Annotated in this window: 18 protein-coding genes and 2 pseudogenes; 11 read left to right on the top strand and 9 right to left on the bottom strand. The window is 33.2% G+C overall.

Annotated elements, in window-relative coordinates; all coding sequences use genetic code 11:
* Positions 1-230: 230 nt before the first annotated feature.
* The 9 genes from B4J88_RS12170 to B4J88_RS12210 all read left to right on the top strand — a co-directional run bounded on the left by B4J88_RS12170 (position 231) and on the right by B4J88_RS12210 (position 5,243).
* Positions 231-908: a tyrosine-type recombinase/integrase gene (locus tag B4J88_RS12170; protein WP_291053622.1), complete on the top strand. Its 678-nt coding sequence runs from the start codon at positions 231-233 to the stop codon at positions 906-908.
* Between the two features lie 88 nt (positions 909-996).
* Positions 997-1,251 (top strand): type II toxin-antitoxin system Phd/YefM family antitoxin, encoded by a 255-nt coding sequence (locus B4J88_RS12175; protein ID WP_219035458.1) that lies wholly within the window; start codon positions 997-999, stop codon positions 1,249-1,251.
* Positions 1,252-1,509 carry a Txe/YoeB family addiction module toxin gene (locus B4J88_RS12180; protein WP_219035457.1) on the top strand — a complete coding sequence of 86 codons (258 nt, stop codon included), beginning with the start codon at positions 1,252-1,254 and terminating at the stop codon, positions 1,507-1,509.
* A 190-nt stretch (positions 1,510-1,699) separates the two neighbouring features.
* Positions 1,700-2,029: an ArsR/SmtB family transcription factor gene (locus tag B4J88_RS12185; RefSeq protein WP_291067743.1), complete on the top strand. Its 330-nt coding sequence runs from the start codon at positions 1,700-1,702 to the stop codon at positions 2,027-2,029.
* Positions 2,030-2,089: 60 nt separating this feature from the next.
* Positions 2,090-2,557 carry a DUF6428 family protein gene (locus tag B4J88_RS12190; protein ID WP_291067744.1) on the top strand — a complete coding sequence of 156 codons (468 nt, stop codon included), beginning with the start codon at positions 2,090-2,092 and terminating at the stop codon, positions 2,555-2,557.
* A 16-nt stretch (positions 2,558-2,573) separates the two neighbouring features.
* Positions 2,574-3,191, top strand: coding sequence for a low molecular weight phosphatase family protein (locus B4J88_RS12195; RefSeq protein WP_291067745.1), 618 nt, complete (start codon positions 2,574-2,576; stop codon positions 3,189-3,191).
* The gene (gene arsB / locus B4J88_RS12200; RefSeq protein WP_291067746.1) at positions 3,191-4,225 is read left to right on the top strand and encodes an ACR3 family arsenite efflux transporter; all 1,035 of its coding nucleotides are present in this window, start codon (positions 3,191-3,193) and stop codon (positions 4,223-4,225) included. The genes B4J88_RS12195 and arsB overlap by 1 nt, the downstream gene beginning before the upstream one ends.
* Positions 4,226-4,343: 118 nt before the next feature.
* The gene (locus B4J88_RS12205) at positions 4,344-4,745 is read left to right on the top strand and encodes a hypothetical protein (protein ID WP_221408226.1); all 402 of its coding nucleotides are present in this window, start codon (positions 4,344-4,346) and stop codon (positions 4,743-4,745) included.
* 321 nt (positions 4,746-5,066) lie between these two features.
* A complete protein-coding gene (locus B4J88_RS12210) occupies positions 5,067-5,243 on the top strand; it encodes a hypothetical protein (RefSeq protein ID WP_291067747.1) in 177 nt (58 codons plus the stop codon).
* 260 nt (positions 5,244-5,503) lie between these two features.
* On the opposite strand, the pseudogene B4J88_RS12215 reads toward B4J88_RS12210, so the two are convergent.
* Both B4J88_RS12215 and B4J88_RS12220 read right to left on the bottom strand, forming a co-directional pair.
* A pseudogene (locus tag B4J88_RS12215) lies at positions 5,504-6,127 on the bottom strand (integrase core domain-containing protein); the annotation flags it as partial.
* Between the two features lie 123 nt (positions 6,128-6,250).
* A complete protein-coding gene (locus B4J88_RS12220; RefSeq protein WP_260392412.1) occupies positions 6,251-6,421 on the bottom strand; it encodes a helix-turn-helix domain-containing protein in 171 nt (56 codons plus the stop codon).
* A 56-nt stretch (positions 6,422-6,477) separates the two neighbouring features.
* Here B4J88_RS12220 and B4J88_RS12225 point away from each other — a divergent pair.
* Positions 6,478-6,963: pseudogene (locus B4J88_RS12225) on the top strand (transposase); the annotation flags it as partial.
* Positions 6,964-7,118: 155 nt separating this feature from the next.
* Here B4J88_RS12225 and B4J88_RS12230 read toward each other — a convergent pair.
* The 7 genes from B4J88_RS12230 to B4J88_RS12260 form a co-directional block, all read right to left on the bottom strand.
* Positions 7,119-7,589, bottom strand: coding sequence for a hypothetical protein (locus tag B4J88_RS12230; RefSeq protein ID WP_291065036.1), 471 nt, complete (start codon positions 7,587-7,589; stop codon positions 7,119-7,121).
* Positions 7,590-7,882: 293 nt separating this feature from the next.
* Positions 7,883-9,535, bottom strand: a complete 1,653-nt coding sequence (merA, locus tag B4J88_RS12235; protein ID WP_291067748.1) for a mercury(II) reductase — start codon at positions 9,533-9,535, stop codon at positions 7,883-7,885.
* A gap of 30 nt (positions 9,536-9,565) precedes the next feature.
* Entirely contained in the window at positions 9,566-10,177 is a 612-nt protein-coding gene (merB, locus tag B4J88_RS12240; protein WP_291067749.1) for an organomercurial lyase, read from the bottom strand.
* Between the two features lie 19 nt (positions 10,178-10,196).
* Positions 10,197-10,493 (bottom strand): hypothetical protein, encoded by a 297-nt coding sequence (locus B4J88_RS12245; protein ID WP_002978236.1) that lies wholly within the window; start codon positions 10,491-10,493, stop codon positions 10,197-10,199.
* Position 10,494: 1 nt separating this feature from the next.
* Positions 10,495-10,842, bottom strand: a complete 348-nt coding sequence (locus B4J88_RS12250; RefSeq protein ID WP_291067750.1) for a heavy-metal-associated domain-containing protein — start codon at positions 10,840-10,842, stop codon at positions 10,495-10,497.
* A gap of 47 nt (positions 10,843-10,889) precedes the next feature.
* On the bottom strand, positions 10,890-11,495 hold the full coding sequence (gene merTP / locus B4J88_RS12255; RefSeq protein ID WP_291067751.1) for a mercuric transport protein MerTP: 606 nt from the start codon (positions 11,493-11,495) through the stop codon (positions 10,890-10,892).
* Positions 11,492-11,869, bottom strand: coding sequence for an ArsR/SmtB family transcription factor (locus B4J88_RS12260; RefSeq protein WP_027375684.1), 378 nt, complete (start codon positions 11,867-11,869; stop codon positions 11,492-11,494). The genes merTP and B4J88_RS12260 overlap by 4 nt, the downstream gene beginning before the upstream one ends.
* A 564-nt stretch (positions 11,870-12,433) precedes the next feature.
* Between B4J88_RS12260 and B4J88_RS12265 the strand changes: the two genes are divergently transcribed.
* Positions 12,434-13,960 (top strand): SulP family inorganic anion transporter, encoded by a 1,527-nt coding sequence (locus tag B4J88_RS12265; RefSeq protein WP_115000917.1) that lies wholly within the window; start codon positions 12,434-12,436, stop codon positions 13,958-13,960.
* Positions 13,961-14,027: the final 67 nt, after the last annotated feature.

Here is a 14,027-nt window from a genome sequence, read left to right on the forward strand (position 1 = left end):
AAATGCACTACGGGTTAATATTAATAACAACAGAGCATTGATTCGCTATTGCAATAACTGTTTGGATATTCGTTTATTTTTATGTCATGATTTAAACGAAAAACTACCTTGGCATTCCACAATTTGTTAAACTTGCGTCCTTTTTGGTAAAAAAGCTTTCTTACAGTTATTTCAATTTGTTCATAAATTACTAATGTTAGTTTTAATACAAATGTTCAATTTTAGCCATAATGTTTAAAGATGCCATTCGTGAAGAAGTCATCAGTTTAAATACTTACCCATTTGCAAGTGTACGAATCAAAAAAGACAAGAGTACAAGACTGTTTTTAAACAAAGAACAAATCGAGCAGCTAAAAAACCACAAGAGTTCATTTGGTCAAACAGATACCTACTTCAGAGATATGTTTATTTTTAGTTGTTATGCCGGAGGATTACGTTTTAGTTATGTCGTTACCTTACAATGGAAAAACTACGATGAAAACGAACAACGTATCAGATTAAACATTCGTAAAACAAAACGTTCACATCAATTCAAAGTAGGTCAATCTGCTTTAGAGATATTAAACAAATACAAAAAAGAAACTTCCGAACCAGATGATTTTGTATTTCCAATCATTTCAGAAGCTAATTTCTTCGAACAATCCAACGAATACCAACTAAAAGTAATTGGTAGCAAAAATGTATTATGTGGTCAGAAATTGCGTAGAATCGGTAAAGAATTAGAATTTCCGTTCTCGATATCATTTCATTTAAGCCGACATACATTTGCAACACAAGCCTTAGCTAACGGTATGCGTATTGAGTATGTTTCTAAACTTTTAGATCACTCCGATATCGGAACAACTCAAATCTACGCTAAAATTGTAAACGAAGAATTGGATAAAGCTGTAGAGCAATTTATTGAATAATAGATATTTATTTTAGAATAATGTATAAAAATAGATTTTGCAAATCAAAATATTGTACATATATTTGTACATAATAAAATACAAGATTATGTTAATAGCAAGTGTTTCAGATTTCAGAAAAGATATTAAATCTTATTTAGATAGAGTTTCAAAGAATTTTGAAACCTTAATCATCAACAGAGGGAAAGATTCTGGTATTGTTGTAATGTCTTTAGAAGAGTACAATTCATTAATGGCTACAAATCATGAATTATCTTCTCGTATCAATGAGTCAAGATTAGATGCTGCCATTGAAAAATTAAAAAGTAATCAATCTTTTGAAAGAGAATTAATCGAGGAATAGATGAAATATATTTTCGTAGATGAGTCTTGGGAAGATTATTTATTTTGGCAAAAAACCGATAATAAAAAAGTAAAACGCATCAATGATTTATTGAAAGATATTTCACGTACTCCTTTTACTGGTATTGGGAAACCAGAACCATTAAAACATAAATATTCAGGTTTCTGGTCACGTAGAATAGACGAAGAACATCGTTTAATTTACAAGTACGAAGATAATCAGATATTAATTGCAAAGTGCCGTTTCCATTACGATTAAATAATCCATTTTAAGATATAAATAAGATAGAATTCTGTTAGGTTGTAAAACATAACAGAATTTTTTTTTATGCCAAAATCGTAAACGAGGAATTAGATAAAACAGTAGAACAGTATATTGAATAATTAATATTAAATAATTTTAGTATTTATAAAACATATCGTAATATTGCAATGATAATAAATCAATAATGGGAATAACTAAATCGGAAATCTTCACTGACGAGCAAAATAAACTAGCTAATTTATTCAAAGTATTAGGACATCCTGCTCGTGTGGCTATTATTCAGCATATTATCAAACAGAAAGCGTGTATCTGTACGGATTTGGTAGATGAATTAGGTTTAGCACAAGCTACTATTTCTCAACATTTAAAAGAATTGAAAAGTATCGGAATTATTCAAGGTTCCATCGAAGGAAAATCGGTTTGTTATTGTATTGATGAAAAGGTTTGGTCAGCAATTCAAAATGAGTTTTCTAACTTTTTCAATCAAAATGTCAAAATAGAGAAATGCTGTTAAGGCGTTTTTTTTGAAATAAAACATCGTAATATTACGATTAATAAATAATAATATAAGAATATGAAACTTTCAAGAATTAAAGAAATCTTACCAACATTAGAGCATGTTGAATTTCAATTAGAGGATGGTACTTTCGTACCAGAACATTTCCACGTAACAGAAGTGGGAGAAATCACAAAGAAATTTATTGATTGTGGTGGAGTGATTAGAAATGAAAAAATAGTAAACTTTCAACTGTGGAATGCAGATGATTACGAACATCGGTTAAAACCAGGTAAATTATTAAATATCATTCGCTTATCCGAAAACAAATTAGGGATTGAAGATGCAGAAATTGAAGTTGAATATCAATCGACTACAATTGGTAAATATGATTTAGAGTTTAATGGAAAACATTTCATTTTAAAAAATAAAAAAACAGCTTGTTTAGCCGAAGATGCTTGTGGTATTCCTGTAGCAACAGAAAATAAATTTAGAGTAAAAGAAGAAAAATCTTCTTGCTGTACGCCAAATTCTGGTTGTTGTTAATCTTTTGATGCAGATAATGAATAGTTCATTAAAAACAATAGTAACAGAAATACTAAATTTCAATTTTATAGACAACCAAAGGAAAACTATTTTGCAACCTTTGGTTGCTTATATTCAAGATAAGGTAAATAATAACCAAATTATAAATCTCAACTTCATTTGTACACACAATTCACGCAGAAGTCATTTAGCACAAGTATGGGCACAATTCGCTGCTGCTTATTATAATATCCAAAATATCAATTGTTATTCAGGTGGTACAGAAGAAACAGCATTGTTTCCTAAAGTAGCAGAAACATTAGAAAATCAAGGCTTTCAAATCCTAAAAATTGCAGATAATAAAAATCCTATTTATGCCATAAAATTTGATGAAAATTGTTTACCAATTATAGGATTTTCTAAGAAGTATGATGATGCATACAATCCAATTTCAAACTTTGTAGCTATTCTTACTTGCTCCCAAGCAGATGATGGTTGTCCTTTCATTGCAGGTGCAGAAAAGCGAATCCCAATAACTTACGAAGATCCTAAAATATCGGATGGTACTACCAATCAAACAGAAGTTTACCAACAACGAAGTATCGAAATAGCAACCGAAATGATGTATGTCTTTTCTCAAATAAAATTTAATTAATGCAACCCAAATTAAAATTTTTAGATACATACCTAACCTTATGGATTTTTATCGCAATGGTTTTAGGAGTGACTATTGGTTATATATTTCCAAATTTTTCTGTTTTAATAGAGCGGATGAGCGTGGGTACAACCAATATACCTTTAGCTTTAGGATTGATAATAATGATGTTTCCGCCATTAGCCAAAGTAGATTATACTCTGTTACCACAGGTATTTAAAAATAAAAAAGTAATCGGAATATCTATAATCCTAAATTGGGTAGTCGGTACAGTTTTAATGTTTGGTTTGGCAGTTCTATTTCTTCATGACGAACCGGATTATATGTCTGGATTAATACTAATTGGTTTAGCTCGATGTATTGCAATGGTGATCGTTTGGAGCGATTTAGCGAAGGCTAATAGAGAATACACAGCAATGTTAGTCGCATTAAATAGTATTTTCCAAGTTTTGAGTTATAGCTTTTTAGTTTGGTTATTCATCAACATATTACCAAGCAAATTAGGCTTAGCTAATTTTAATGTTTCGGTTTCAATGATAGAAGTTACACAAAGTGTAATGATCTATTTAGGTATTCCATTTTTAATAGGTTTTATCACGAGATTCACTTTAATTAAAAAGAATGGTATAGAATGGTATAATCGTGTATTCGTACCCAAAATTTCTCCCATAACACTTTATGCTTTGTTATTTACCATTGTGGTAATGTTTAGTTTAAAAGGAGATAAAATACTTGAATTACCTTTAGACGTTATCAAAGTAGCAATCCCATTAGTTGTATATTTTGCACTGATGTTCTTCATCAGTTTTTTTATCAATAAAGCAATGAAGGTTCCTTATGATAAAAATGCATCTATTTCATTTACAGCTACAGGTAATAATTTCGAATTAGCTATTGCAGTTTCCATTGCAATATTCGGTATTCACTCTCCACAAGCTTTTGTAGGAGTTATTGGTCCGTTGGTCGAAGTTCCGGTGTTAATACTTTTAGTAAAAGCAAGTTTGTGGCTGAAAAGGATATATTATAAAGAATAGAGCAATACATCGAATAAGAAAGTAAATCATCCATAAAGCGACACGTTTTTCCATTGTAAGGTTTTAATTTACATTAAATTACCTTAAAAAATGTTTAATGACTAAAACTTAATGTACTATGGCCTATTTGATAAAAGAAACTGTACAATTCAAAGAATTTACACAAGTTGCTTTACACAACGTAAACCTCGATAACTGTTACAAACAAGCTTTGTATCTCATTGATGAAGGATTCAGGTATTGGTTTAACAACGAAGAAATTAAAAACATCAACCAAAACAACGAGCAATACCAAATCAAATCCCCAGAAGAAGAATTGCTATTAACCTGGTTCGAAAAAGCTGATAAAGAAACAGCAACAGCTTTTCTTAACACTACGCAAATAGCTACAAGGTTAGCTTATTTTGGGAATATCAACATCAACAATTCAACCGTCATCCAATTGGGTAAAGCATTAAAGAAACACGGTTTTATGAGAATCTCTAAAAATGGTTCGTACGTCTTGCAGTCAAAGAATTAGCATACGATCAAGTACAGAAAGAGAATAAAACATTGGAAGAAAAATAAATTCGGCTTCTAAAACGATACCGTTAAGAAAATGAATATTGAGAAGGATAAGAATAAATTACCGACTGAAAGGAGCGATTTAATTTATTCCCGAATCAATATTCATTTTTAGGTTAATCGTTTTACAGCCTTGACTTTTTTGATTCGTTTTTGTGTCAAGACAAATCCATAAGATTCATGAATACAATATTCTTAAAATAATAAAGCCATGAATAAAAAATAACATATAAAAACAAAGTCTAATATCTCAAGTGTTTTCTGATTACAAGACAAAATGAAAACAAAGAACAAATCATTCGATAACAAACTCAAAAAAAATAGAGTATCGGCATCTAAATCAAAATGGCATAACAATTTACAGACGAGTGTCAATCCATTGAGAGAAGCGCAAAAATGTTTACCGACCATCGGGAGTGATTTAAACATTTTAGTGAAACGAAATGATGATTGACCGGCGAGAATTGAAGCCTTGATTTTTTGATTACTTTTTTATCAAGAAAAAAGTAATTAATAAAATGAACATAATAATAGCAAACATCTCAAATGTTTTTGTATCAAGCTAAATCCAAAGGATTCATGAATACATTATTCATAAAACAATAAACCAATGAATAAAAAAAGAACATACAATAACAAAAGTCTAATAACTAACATCTCAAATCTCAATACTATGAGTGTCGTACTTCATGACTTCGTAGACTTTAAATATAATTATTTTAGTTTTGATTTTAGTATTTCATAAGGAGTTTTTCCTTTAAATGATCCATGTGGTCTATTGAAATTATAAAAATTCTCCCATTGTTCTAAGTTTTGATTTAGATCGACATCATCAGTATAGCTTAAAAGTTGATAAAACTCTTTTTTATCAGTTAAATGAGATCGTTCAACTTTCCCATTTAACTGAGGCGTTCCTACTTTTATAAATCGGTGTCTCATTCCTAAATCTTGAACATGCCAATGAAATTTTGATTGAAATTCATGTCCGTTATCTGTTTGAATTGTATTAATTCTGAAAGGAAATTTATCTACAACATAATTTATGAAATCAATTGATCTTAATTGATTGTGCTTTTCATAGATTTTAAGCGCTCTAATTCGTGTAGCATCATCAATTGCTGTATATTGAAATCGCTTGATTTTTTGACCATTTTCATCATGAAAAATCAGAAATTTAACATCAACCTGCACATGATGACCTGGTGTTTCTTTTTCATATCGAATACTATGCATAGCTCTTCTAGTTGCCTTTCTGTCTAATCTAGCAACATTATTACGCTTTAGAATACGATAAACACTTGATTCTGATATTAAAATATCATGATAACGTTCTAAATACCATTTAATTCGCCAAGTCCCTAATTTATGTTCTTTTCGAAGTTCTAATACTTTATTTACAATTTCTTGCTTGATTTGATTGGGAAATGTACGAGGAGTTGGTTTTTTTCTAAGTAAACCTTCTTATCCATGTTCATCATACGCCTTTTTCCATTTATAAAATGTACTCTTTTTCACGCCAAAAAATTTATATGCTATAGAGTTATTTCCATATTCTTTGGCATATTTTAGAACTTGTAGTTTTTTACTATAAGTTAAATAAGCTGCTATTTCTTTTGTCTTTTTAATCATCATAAAGCTATATTAGTTTTTTACTAATTTAGTCTACGAGGATGTGACGTATCCACAACGAATGTATTCAAAAAGGAGGAAATAAAGCTTTTCTGCCTTTCAAACGAACTTTAACAGACAGCAAAGGCTACGAAAAAAAAAGCTATAGAAGTTCGCAAAAAGATTGTGGACAATGTCCTTTACGAGAAAGTTGTTGTGGAAAAGTAACCAAGTTTAAAAAGTTGGAAGATAGCATTCACAAGCCTTTGTACGATAAAATGCATGAAAAACTCACCCAAAATAAAGCGTATCACCGCAGGTTAGTTAAACGTCGAAGTTCTACAGTAGAACCAGTTTTAGGAACGTTGATTAACTTCTTTAACCTAAAACGAATCAACAGCAGAGGAATGGCACAAGCCAATAAACACGTTTTGATGTCAAGTTTATCTTACAACTTGAAGAAATACCTGCGCTTTATTTTCAAAATCCCGAGTGTTTTAGCCCAAGTTGTTTCCCTAAAACAAGGGAAATACAGCTTTTTACAAAAGTACTCCTTCACGACTTAAAAAGTGCGTTTTTAAACCCCTATAATTTTACAATTTAATATATTTCCAAAAAATAAACCTCGCTTAAAAAGGCTTAAACGAGGTCATATATTCTGTTTTTTACTGTAAATTGGAGTTGTGCAACAGTTACCGATGTTATCTGTAGTTGCAATTTTTCATTTAGTTTTCAACACTAAAATGTCAGAATTAAATATACGGTGTGATATTTTATTAGCGCTTTCTTGTTTTAAGATAGTTACTTGATCTAATGATTTTAAATCGAAATTTATCGAATCAATTTGATTTTTTTCGTAAGGAATTCCATTTATTACAATAAGTTCATAGTCACGATTATTTCTAAAATTTTGCTGTATTTCTTGCAAGAATTCTTTTCCTTTCAATAATTTAGTATCTGAACTCAATTCTATTGTTATTGTTTTGTTTTGATTATTTTTTACAACTTTTTTTACATTTTTTTTAGTTAAAAAATAGTATTTGATATTTATTGGTTTATTTTCAAGTAATATTTTATATCCTAATTGAGAAAATTTGGAAATCTGTTTTTCTTTGTAGCTTAAATTTTGACTTGCACAAGAGAAGAGCAAAAATATTGTCAGGAATAATAAAATTAAACTACCAGATTTCATTACGTGATGTTGGTTTTGCAATTACAGATAACGGTTTCGTGTATGAGCAGTAGCGGATTTGAAAGTACAAACCTTTCAGTTTAGCACAAAGCTTATTAAAAGCACAGACCTTGATTTTACCACTTCACCCGCTATTGCTTATACACAATGTTGTGCGTTCGCCCTTTATTTTCAGTCGGTTTAGTCAATTTTCAAAGGTAGGATTTTTTGGGGTAGGGAAGGCACTCTCTCTTGCAAGTTTTGGTCAAGCGTTGGCTGGTGCGACTTGCAAGAGTGTGTGCCTTTGGGGCGGATTAACTGGCGCAACAACTCAATTTCGATACATCTTTTCCGAAAGTTATGGCCGCTAATTTGATTCCTTCTCCCAAAGTAAGATAAGGGTAGAAACTGTCTGCTAAATCTTTCACGGTTATTCCGTATTTGATTGCCATACTTAATTGTTGGATGAGTTCTCCACCTTCGGGTGCGACTACTCTTGCACCTATCAGTATGTCCGTTTCTGTGTTACGAATGAGCTTAATAAATCCCCTTGTGTCATTTGCTGCTATGGCTCTCGGCACGTCTTTCAGTTCCAATTTTGACACTTCAAACGGAATGCCTTTTGATTCTGCCTGTGCTTCATCTAAACCTGCCCCTGCAATTTGTGGGTCAGTAAACACCACCCAAGGTAAAGAAGAATAATCGGCTTTATTATCTGTTCCTGAGAACGCATTTTCAACGGCAATTTTACCTTCAAAAGCGGCTGTATAAACAAATGCAGGGGTGTTGGTTACGTCACCTGCTGCGTAAATGTTAGGTAGATTGGTTTCCATTTTTTCATTCACAGCGATATGTCCGCTTTTGGTGAGTTCCAAACCAATGTTATCTAACCCTAATTGGCTTGTATTGGCTTTTGTGCCTGTGGCAATTACTACCTTACCTTTTTCTATAATTTGCGTAAATGAACCGTCAGGACATTTACAGTGAATGATGGTTTCATTCGCTTGTTTCTCGAATTTCACGGCTCTGAAATTAGGTAAGATTTCAATGCCTTCTTTTCGCATTTGGGTTTCCAATGCTTCACTGATGTCTGGGGTTTGTGTCCGTAGAACACGGTCGGTAAATTCAATGATTCGGACTTTAACGCCTAAACGATTGTACGCCATTGCAATTTCCAAACCTATGTAACCTGCTCCCATAATGGTCAAGCTTTCGGGTTTTTCTTCCAAGTCGAAAAGGGAAACGTTGGTCAAGTAGTCAATTTTGTCCAATCCTTCAATAGTCGGAATGTTGGTCGTAGCTCCCGCAGCAATTAAAAATTTGAGGGCTTTGTATTCCTTACCGTCAACCAAAATGGTTTTGTTGTCTTTGAATTTTGCCCAACCTTTTAGCATAGTCAGGTTTTCAAAATCGCTTACCACATCCATATATTTTTTCTCTTGAAGTGTGGCTACTAATTTTTTCTTGTCTTTGATGATTTGAGCAAAATCAATATCAACGCCTTTTGGTCGGATGCCTTCAAAGTTGGAATGTGTAGCGTGATAAGCCGACTCGCCTGCACGAATAAGATTTTTAGAAGGCACACAACCCACGTTGACACAAGTACCGCCAAAGTCCAAACCACCGTTTACCATTAAGGTCGTTAAACCTAAACTTTCGGCTTTTATAGCTGCCGAAAATGCAGCCGAACCGCCACCGATAATGATTAAATCAAATTGATTATTCCTACTATTTCCATTTTCAGAAATTTCACTTTTTACACGATAGTTTTTTGTGCCGTTAATGGTATTGATGATTTCTTCTTTACTTGTTTTGGTAGGGTCAAAAGAACATTCACAAGTAGCTTTTGGGTAGCTCACATTGGCTTCTTTAACACCCTCATTTTGTGAAAGCATTTTTTTTATTCCTGTGGCACAATGGTCGCAGGTCATACCTGCAATTTCCAATTTTATTTTTTCTTCTTTCATCTTATTTTTTTAATTTATTTAGGACTATACTTAACAACATTTCATTCCTATGTTTTTAGGCTCAAAGAAATCCTCAAGCGTCAATATTTTTCCATCAGGATTATTTTTTAACCATTGTTTTGCTGTTCTTTCACTGCTATAAAATGAAACATGGTTGCAAAACGAGCCTCTAATATTACAAGTGTCAACAGATTCTACCCAAGAAATAAATAAAGGATATGGCTTTGTCCAAAGCAATTGACCACCATTTATTTGTAACTCAATAGGTGAACCATCAATAGGATCAGTAGAACGAACATTAGCTTCCACATCTAACCATTCAGTAAACAGAATAGCATCTACAACACACCAAGTGTATAGCATCTTACCATTTACAATAAACTGATGTTCGGTAGGAACTGTAGATAGACCAGAAAATGCAATAATATTTCCTTGTACATCGGTTTCGCCCAGTTTATTCAAAATAGCGTCCGCTTTATCTTTGGACACTTTTATTAGTTTATAAAATCTGTTTTTAGATATAGAACTGCCTTGCATCAATTCTTGAAATATTCGTAAAATAAAATCGCTATTCTTTATCTTAAATTCAGAAAAAAGAATGTCGTTTAATTGACCGTCAATATATTTTCGTTGATTTTTCATAAGTTTTCTATTTGGGGTTTTACTGCAAACATGCTTTACTTCCTATAATATCGCCATCTGATGCACTCCAGATATAAGAAAGACCATCTCCTGTTGCTGTAGCTGTTACTTTTGTGGTTGCCCCAATCGCAATGGTGCTTTGTTCCGCACTCAAATCTGTGTAAGAAATGGTCGAAGTACCTGTTGGGGTGGAAGAATTAGTACCGGGAGTTGAAGAATTTGTTGGTTTTACTTCCGGTTCCTGTACTTCTTTATTACAACTAGCTACTATCATCCCGATAGTAACAATGCCTAAAATTAATTTTACAGTTTTCATATTATTTAGAATTTTCTTTAAAGATTTCGGCTTTATAGCCTGTCTGCTCAATAACCTTGATGATAGCATCAGGATTTGTTTTCTTCGGGTCGTATTGGATGGTTGCCAAATCGCCCGGATATTCCACTTTGTGTTCAATTATGCCGTCCACTTCTTTCAGGGCATTTGAAATATGGTTAGAACAACCTGCACAAGTCATCCCCGTGATTTTCAATTTCAGGGTTTTACCTTCTTGTTGGTTTGTATTTGCTGTTTGTGCTTTACTGTCAGTCGGTTTGCAACATTGAGCATTGACCTGAGCAATTCCAATTAGGAATAAAGCACTCAATAGAATTATTTTTTTTTTCATTGTATAATTGTTTAATTAAATTCTTAAATACGAGAGGCAAAAAAATACTATTTCTTGCCAACCACTTTGTAACCTGTACCGTTGATGGCTTCTTCAATTTGAGCAACACTCACTTTAGTTTGGTCAAATTCTACTTTGGCAGTCGCTTCTTCATAAATCGCATCTATCTTAACAATGCCTGGTAATTTGTTAACGTCATTTTCTACGTGTGAAGCACAACCATTGCAAGTCATTCCTTTTACATCAAAAGTTATCGTTTGAATGTCAGAAGCATTGACGATTACAACTTCCTTGTTGTCGTTTGAAGGATAGAAAATGTGTGCGTAGTTCGGAAAAGCGAGCATCAAGGCTGCAAATACGGTTACAATTCCCAAGAATGTTTTGGTCTGCATAAAGGGTTTCTTTTCGTCTTCTTCGCAATCACATTGAATTTCTTCGGCTGTTCGTGGTTTAAGTTTCTGATACCAAGCAAAACCCAACACCAAAACAGTGATACCGATTAGATAAGGTCTTGCTGGTTCCATCCACGAAAATGTAGATGCCACTCCTGACGCTCCTGAAATAAGAGCCAATACAGGTGTAATGCAGCAAAGTGATGCTGCTACTGCCGAAAGCACTCCCGCTCCGACAAGTCTGTTGTTTTTCTTGTTCATACTGTTTCCTTTTTTGAATTGTTTATGATGTGTTTAAAAAATGGACGAAGTAAAGTCAGTTGCTCTTGTTTCAAAGAATAGAAGATGGTTTGCCCTTCTCTTCTTCCTTCAATGACATTTCCGTCTTTTAGTTTTCTGAGGTGTTGCGAAACGGCAGGAATGCTCATTCCGAGAATGTCTGAAAGGTCGCAAGGACAAAGTTCGTTTTCTTCTTCTAAGAGAAATAAGATTTTTAACCTTACTTCGTTTCCTGCCAATGCTAAAAGTCCACTCAGTTGACTGAATGCCTTGTCGTTGGTTTGAAGTATTTCTCTACAATTGTCTATTTGAACCTTGTCGGCAAACACACGGATACACGATTGATTGTTTTCCATAATTTCCTTGTTTAGGATTTAATAACGCAGCAAAGATACAAATAGTTTTCTTATTTAAGCAAATACTTAATTATAGTTTTTAACAATTCTTCTTTGTCAGCGGTGGGTGATTTAGCTCTTTTGGTTTTTTAGCGTTGGCTTTGAGTGTCGGAAAAACCAAATGTGCTAAATGTGCGGTGGGTTTTTAGGGTGACGCACAACGGTTTGGGTATTGCCGAAGGCGGGGAGTTTTAGCACCAAACTTCAATAGAAATACCAAAGTTCAAATATAGCAAAAATGTTCAATATAATTCCTTCAGCCCCGCTTTTGGCAATACCTTGTTACCTGCTGCCCTAATTTTTTATTAGGTTTTGTCAAGTTTTGTTTTGTCAAGTTGTCATAAAATGTTAATTTTGCAACCTCAATGAAAAAAACAACGCAAATATCTTCTCAAGTTACTCCGCCTTAATGGTTGGTTAATTGCTGTTTTTTCCCAATTCCTTTTATTGGTTTCTTTCGTGTACCCGAAATGCTGATTTTCGGTGCAAATTACATTTTATAAATTTTTACAATACAAATATCTTATGCAGAAAATTATCAATTTGTTTGATTTCAAACAAAAAGTAGATTACAAAACCGAAATTTTATCAGGTATTACCGTTGCTTTGGCTTTAGTTCCAGAAGCAGTTGCGTTTGCCTTAATTGCAGGACTTTCTCCGCTTGTGGGTCTTTATGCCGCTTTTATGATGGGCTTGGTTACGTCCATTTTAGGCGGTCGTCCCGGAATGATTTCGGGTGCAACTGGTGCAATAGCAGTAGTCATAGTTGTTTTAGCAAAAACGCACGGTGTGGAATACGTTTTTGCCACCGTTATTTTGGCAGGAATTATTCAAATGTTAGCAGGATTTTTAAAGTTAGGAAAACTTATCCGTTTGGTTCCGCATCCTGTTATTTTTGGTTTTGTGAATGGTTTAGCCATCATTATTTTTATGTCGCAGTTAGACCAATTCAAAGATGTTTCGGGCAATTGGCTCACAGGTTCAAATATGTATATTCTCTTGGCTTTGGTGGGTTTAACAATGCTTATTATTTGGGGATTGCCTAAAATTACAAAAGCTGTTCCCGCTTCCCTTACTGCTATTTTAGTGGTTTTTGGGTTGGTTTATTTTTTAAAATTGGATACCAAAACTGTTGGCGATATTGCTTCTATAAAAGGTGGATTTCCGCCGTTTCATATTCCTCAAATTCCTTTTAATTTAGAAACACTTCAAATCATTTTTCCGTATGCGGCTATTGTTGCAGGGGTTGGTTTGATTGAAAGTTTATTGACCTTGAATATTATTGATGAAATTACTGAAACAAGAGGACATAGCAATAGAGAAGCAGTGGCACAAGGAACGGCTAATATTTTATCGGGTTTCTTTTCAGGAATGGGCGGTTGTGCAATGCTTGGACAAAGCTTAATTAATGTATCCAGTGGAGCAAGAGCGAGATTATCTGGAATTATTGCATCTGTGGCTCTTTTAGTATTTATAATGTTTGGTAGTAGTTTAATTGAAAAAGTTCCGATGGCTGCACTTACTGGACTTATGATTATGGTAGCGATAGGTACGTTTGAATGGGCAAGTATCCGTATTATTAATAAAATGCCACGACACGACATTTTTGTAGGTATGTTAGTTGCTTTAGTTACTGTGTTGCTACACAATCTCGCATTGGCAGTTTTAATAGGAGTTATTATTTCAGCATTAGTTTTTGCTTGGGAAAGTGCTAAAAGAATACGTGCCAGAAAATACATTGACGATAAAGGAGTAAAGCATTACGAAATATTTGGTCCACTTTTCTTTGGTTCAACTACAGCTTTTACAGAAAAATTTGATGTAATTGGTGACCCCGAAGAAATAATTATTGATTTTAAGGAAAGTAAAGTGGTAGATATGTCAGCAATAGAAGCGTTGAACGTTTTGACACATCGTTATGCTAAGCAAAATAAAAAAGTACATTTGAAGCATCTAAGCGAAGACTGTCGACAATTATTGAAAAATGCAGAAAGTGTTATCGAAGTAAATATCATTGAAGACCCAACTTATAAAGTGATGTTAGATAAATAATTTTTTTTAGCGACTTTTCGAGGTCGCTTTCTTGTTGCGTAGTGTTTGGAAAGGGTTGCAGGTAACG

The organism is Empedobacter sp. UBA5036 (assembly GCF_002415215.1).
Taxonomy (GTDB): Bacteria; Bacteroidota; Bacteroidia; order Flavobacteriales; family Weeksellaceae; genus Empedobacter; species Empedobacter falsenii_B.

Bases quoted from the DNA above. Each gene is read 5' to 3' on its own strand.
- B4J88_RS12170 (WP_291053622.1), top strand. From the start codon at position 231: ATGTTTAAAGATGCCATTCGTGAAGAAGTCATCAGTTTAAATACTTAC.
- B4J88_RS12175 (WP_219035458.1), top strand. From the start codon at position 997: ATGTTAATAGCAAGTGTTTCAGATTTCAGAAAAGATATTAAATCTTAT.
- B4J88_RS12180 (WP_219035457.1), top strand. From the start codon at position 1,252: ATGAAATATATTTTCGTAGATGAGTCTTGGGAAGATTATTTATTTTGG.
- B4J88_RS12185 (WP_291067743.1), top strand. From the start codon at position 1,700: ATGGGAATAACTAAATCGGAAATCTTCACTGACGAGCAAAATAAACTA.
- B4J88_RS12190 (WP_291067744.1), top strand. From the start codon at position 2,090: ATGAAACTTTCAAGAATTAAAGAAATCTTACCAACATTAGAGCATGTT.
- B4J88_RS12195 (WP_291067745.1), top strand. From the start codon at position 2,574: ATGAATAGTTCATTAAAAACAATAGTAACAGAAATACTAAATTTCAAT.
- arsB (WP_291067746.1), top strand. From the start codon at position 3,191: ATGCAACCCAAATTAAAATTTTTAGATACATACCTAACCTTATGGATT.
- B4J88_RS12205 (WP_221408226.1), top strand. From the start codon at position 4,344: ATGGCCTATTTGATAAAAGAAACTGTACAATTCAAAGAATTTACACAA.
- B4J88_RS12210 (WP_291067747.1), top strand. From the start codon at position 5,067: ATGAAAACAAAGAACAAATCATTCGATAACAAACTCAAAAAAAATAGA.
- B4J88_RS12220 (WP_260392412.1), bottom strand. From the start codon at position 6,421: ATGATGATTAAAAAGACAAAAGAAATAGCAGCTTATTTAACTTATAGT.
- B4J88_RS12230 (WP_291065036.1), bottom strand. From the start codon at position 7,589: ATGAAATCTGGTAGTTTAATTTTATTATTCCTGACAATATTTTTGCTC.
- merA (WP_291067748.1), bottom strand. From the start codon at position 9,535: ATGAAAGAAGAAAAAATAAAATTGGAAATTGCAGGTATGACCTGCGAC.
- merB (WP_291067749.1), bottom strand. From the start codon at position 10,177: ATGAAAAATCAACGAAAATATATTGACGGTCAATTAAACGACATTCTT.
- B4J88_RS12245 (WP_002978236.1), bottom strand. From the start codon at position 10,493: ATGAAAACTGTAAAATTAATTTTAGGCATTGTTACTATCGGGATGATA.
- B4J88_RS12250 (WP_291067750.1), bottom strand. From the start codon at position 10,842: ATGAAAAAAAAAATAATTCTATTGAGTGCTTTATTCCTAATTGGAATT.
- merTP (WP_291067751.1), bottom strand. From the start codon at position 11,495: ATGAACAAGAAAAACAACAGACTTGTCGGAGCGGGAGTGCTTTCGGCA.
- B4J88_RS12260 (WP_027375684.1), bottom strand. From the start codon at position 11,869: ATGGAAAACAATCAATCGTGTATCCGTGTGTTTGCCGACAAGGTTCAA.
- B4J88_RS12265 (WP_115000917.1), top strand. From the start codon at position 12,434: ATGCAGAAAATTATCAATTTGTTTGATTTCAAACAAAAAGTAGATTAC.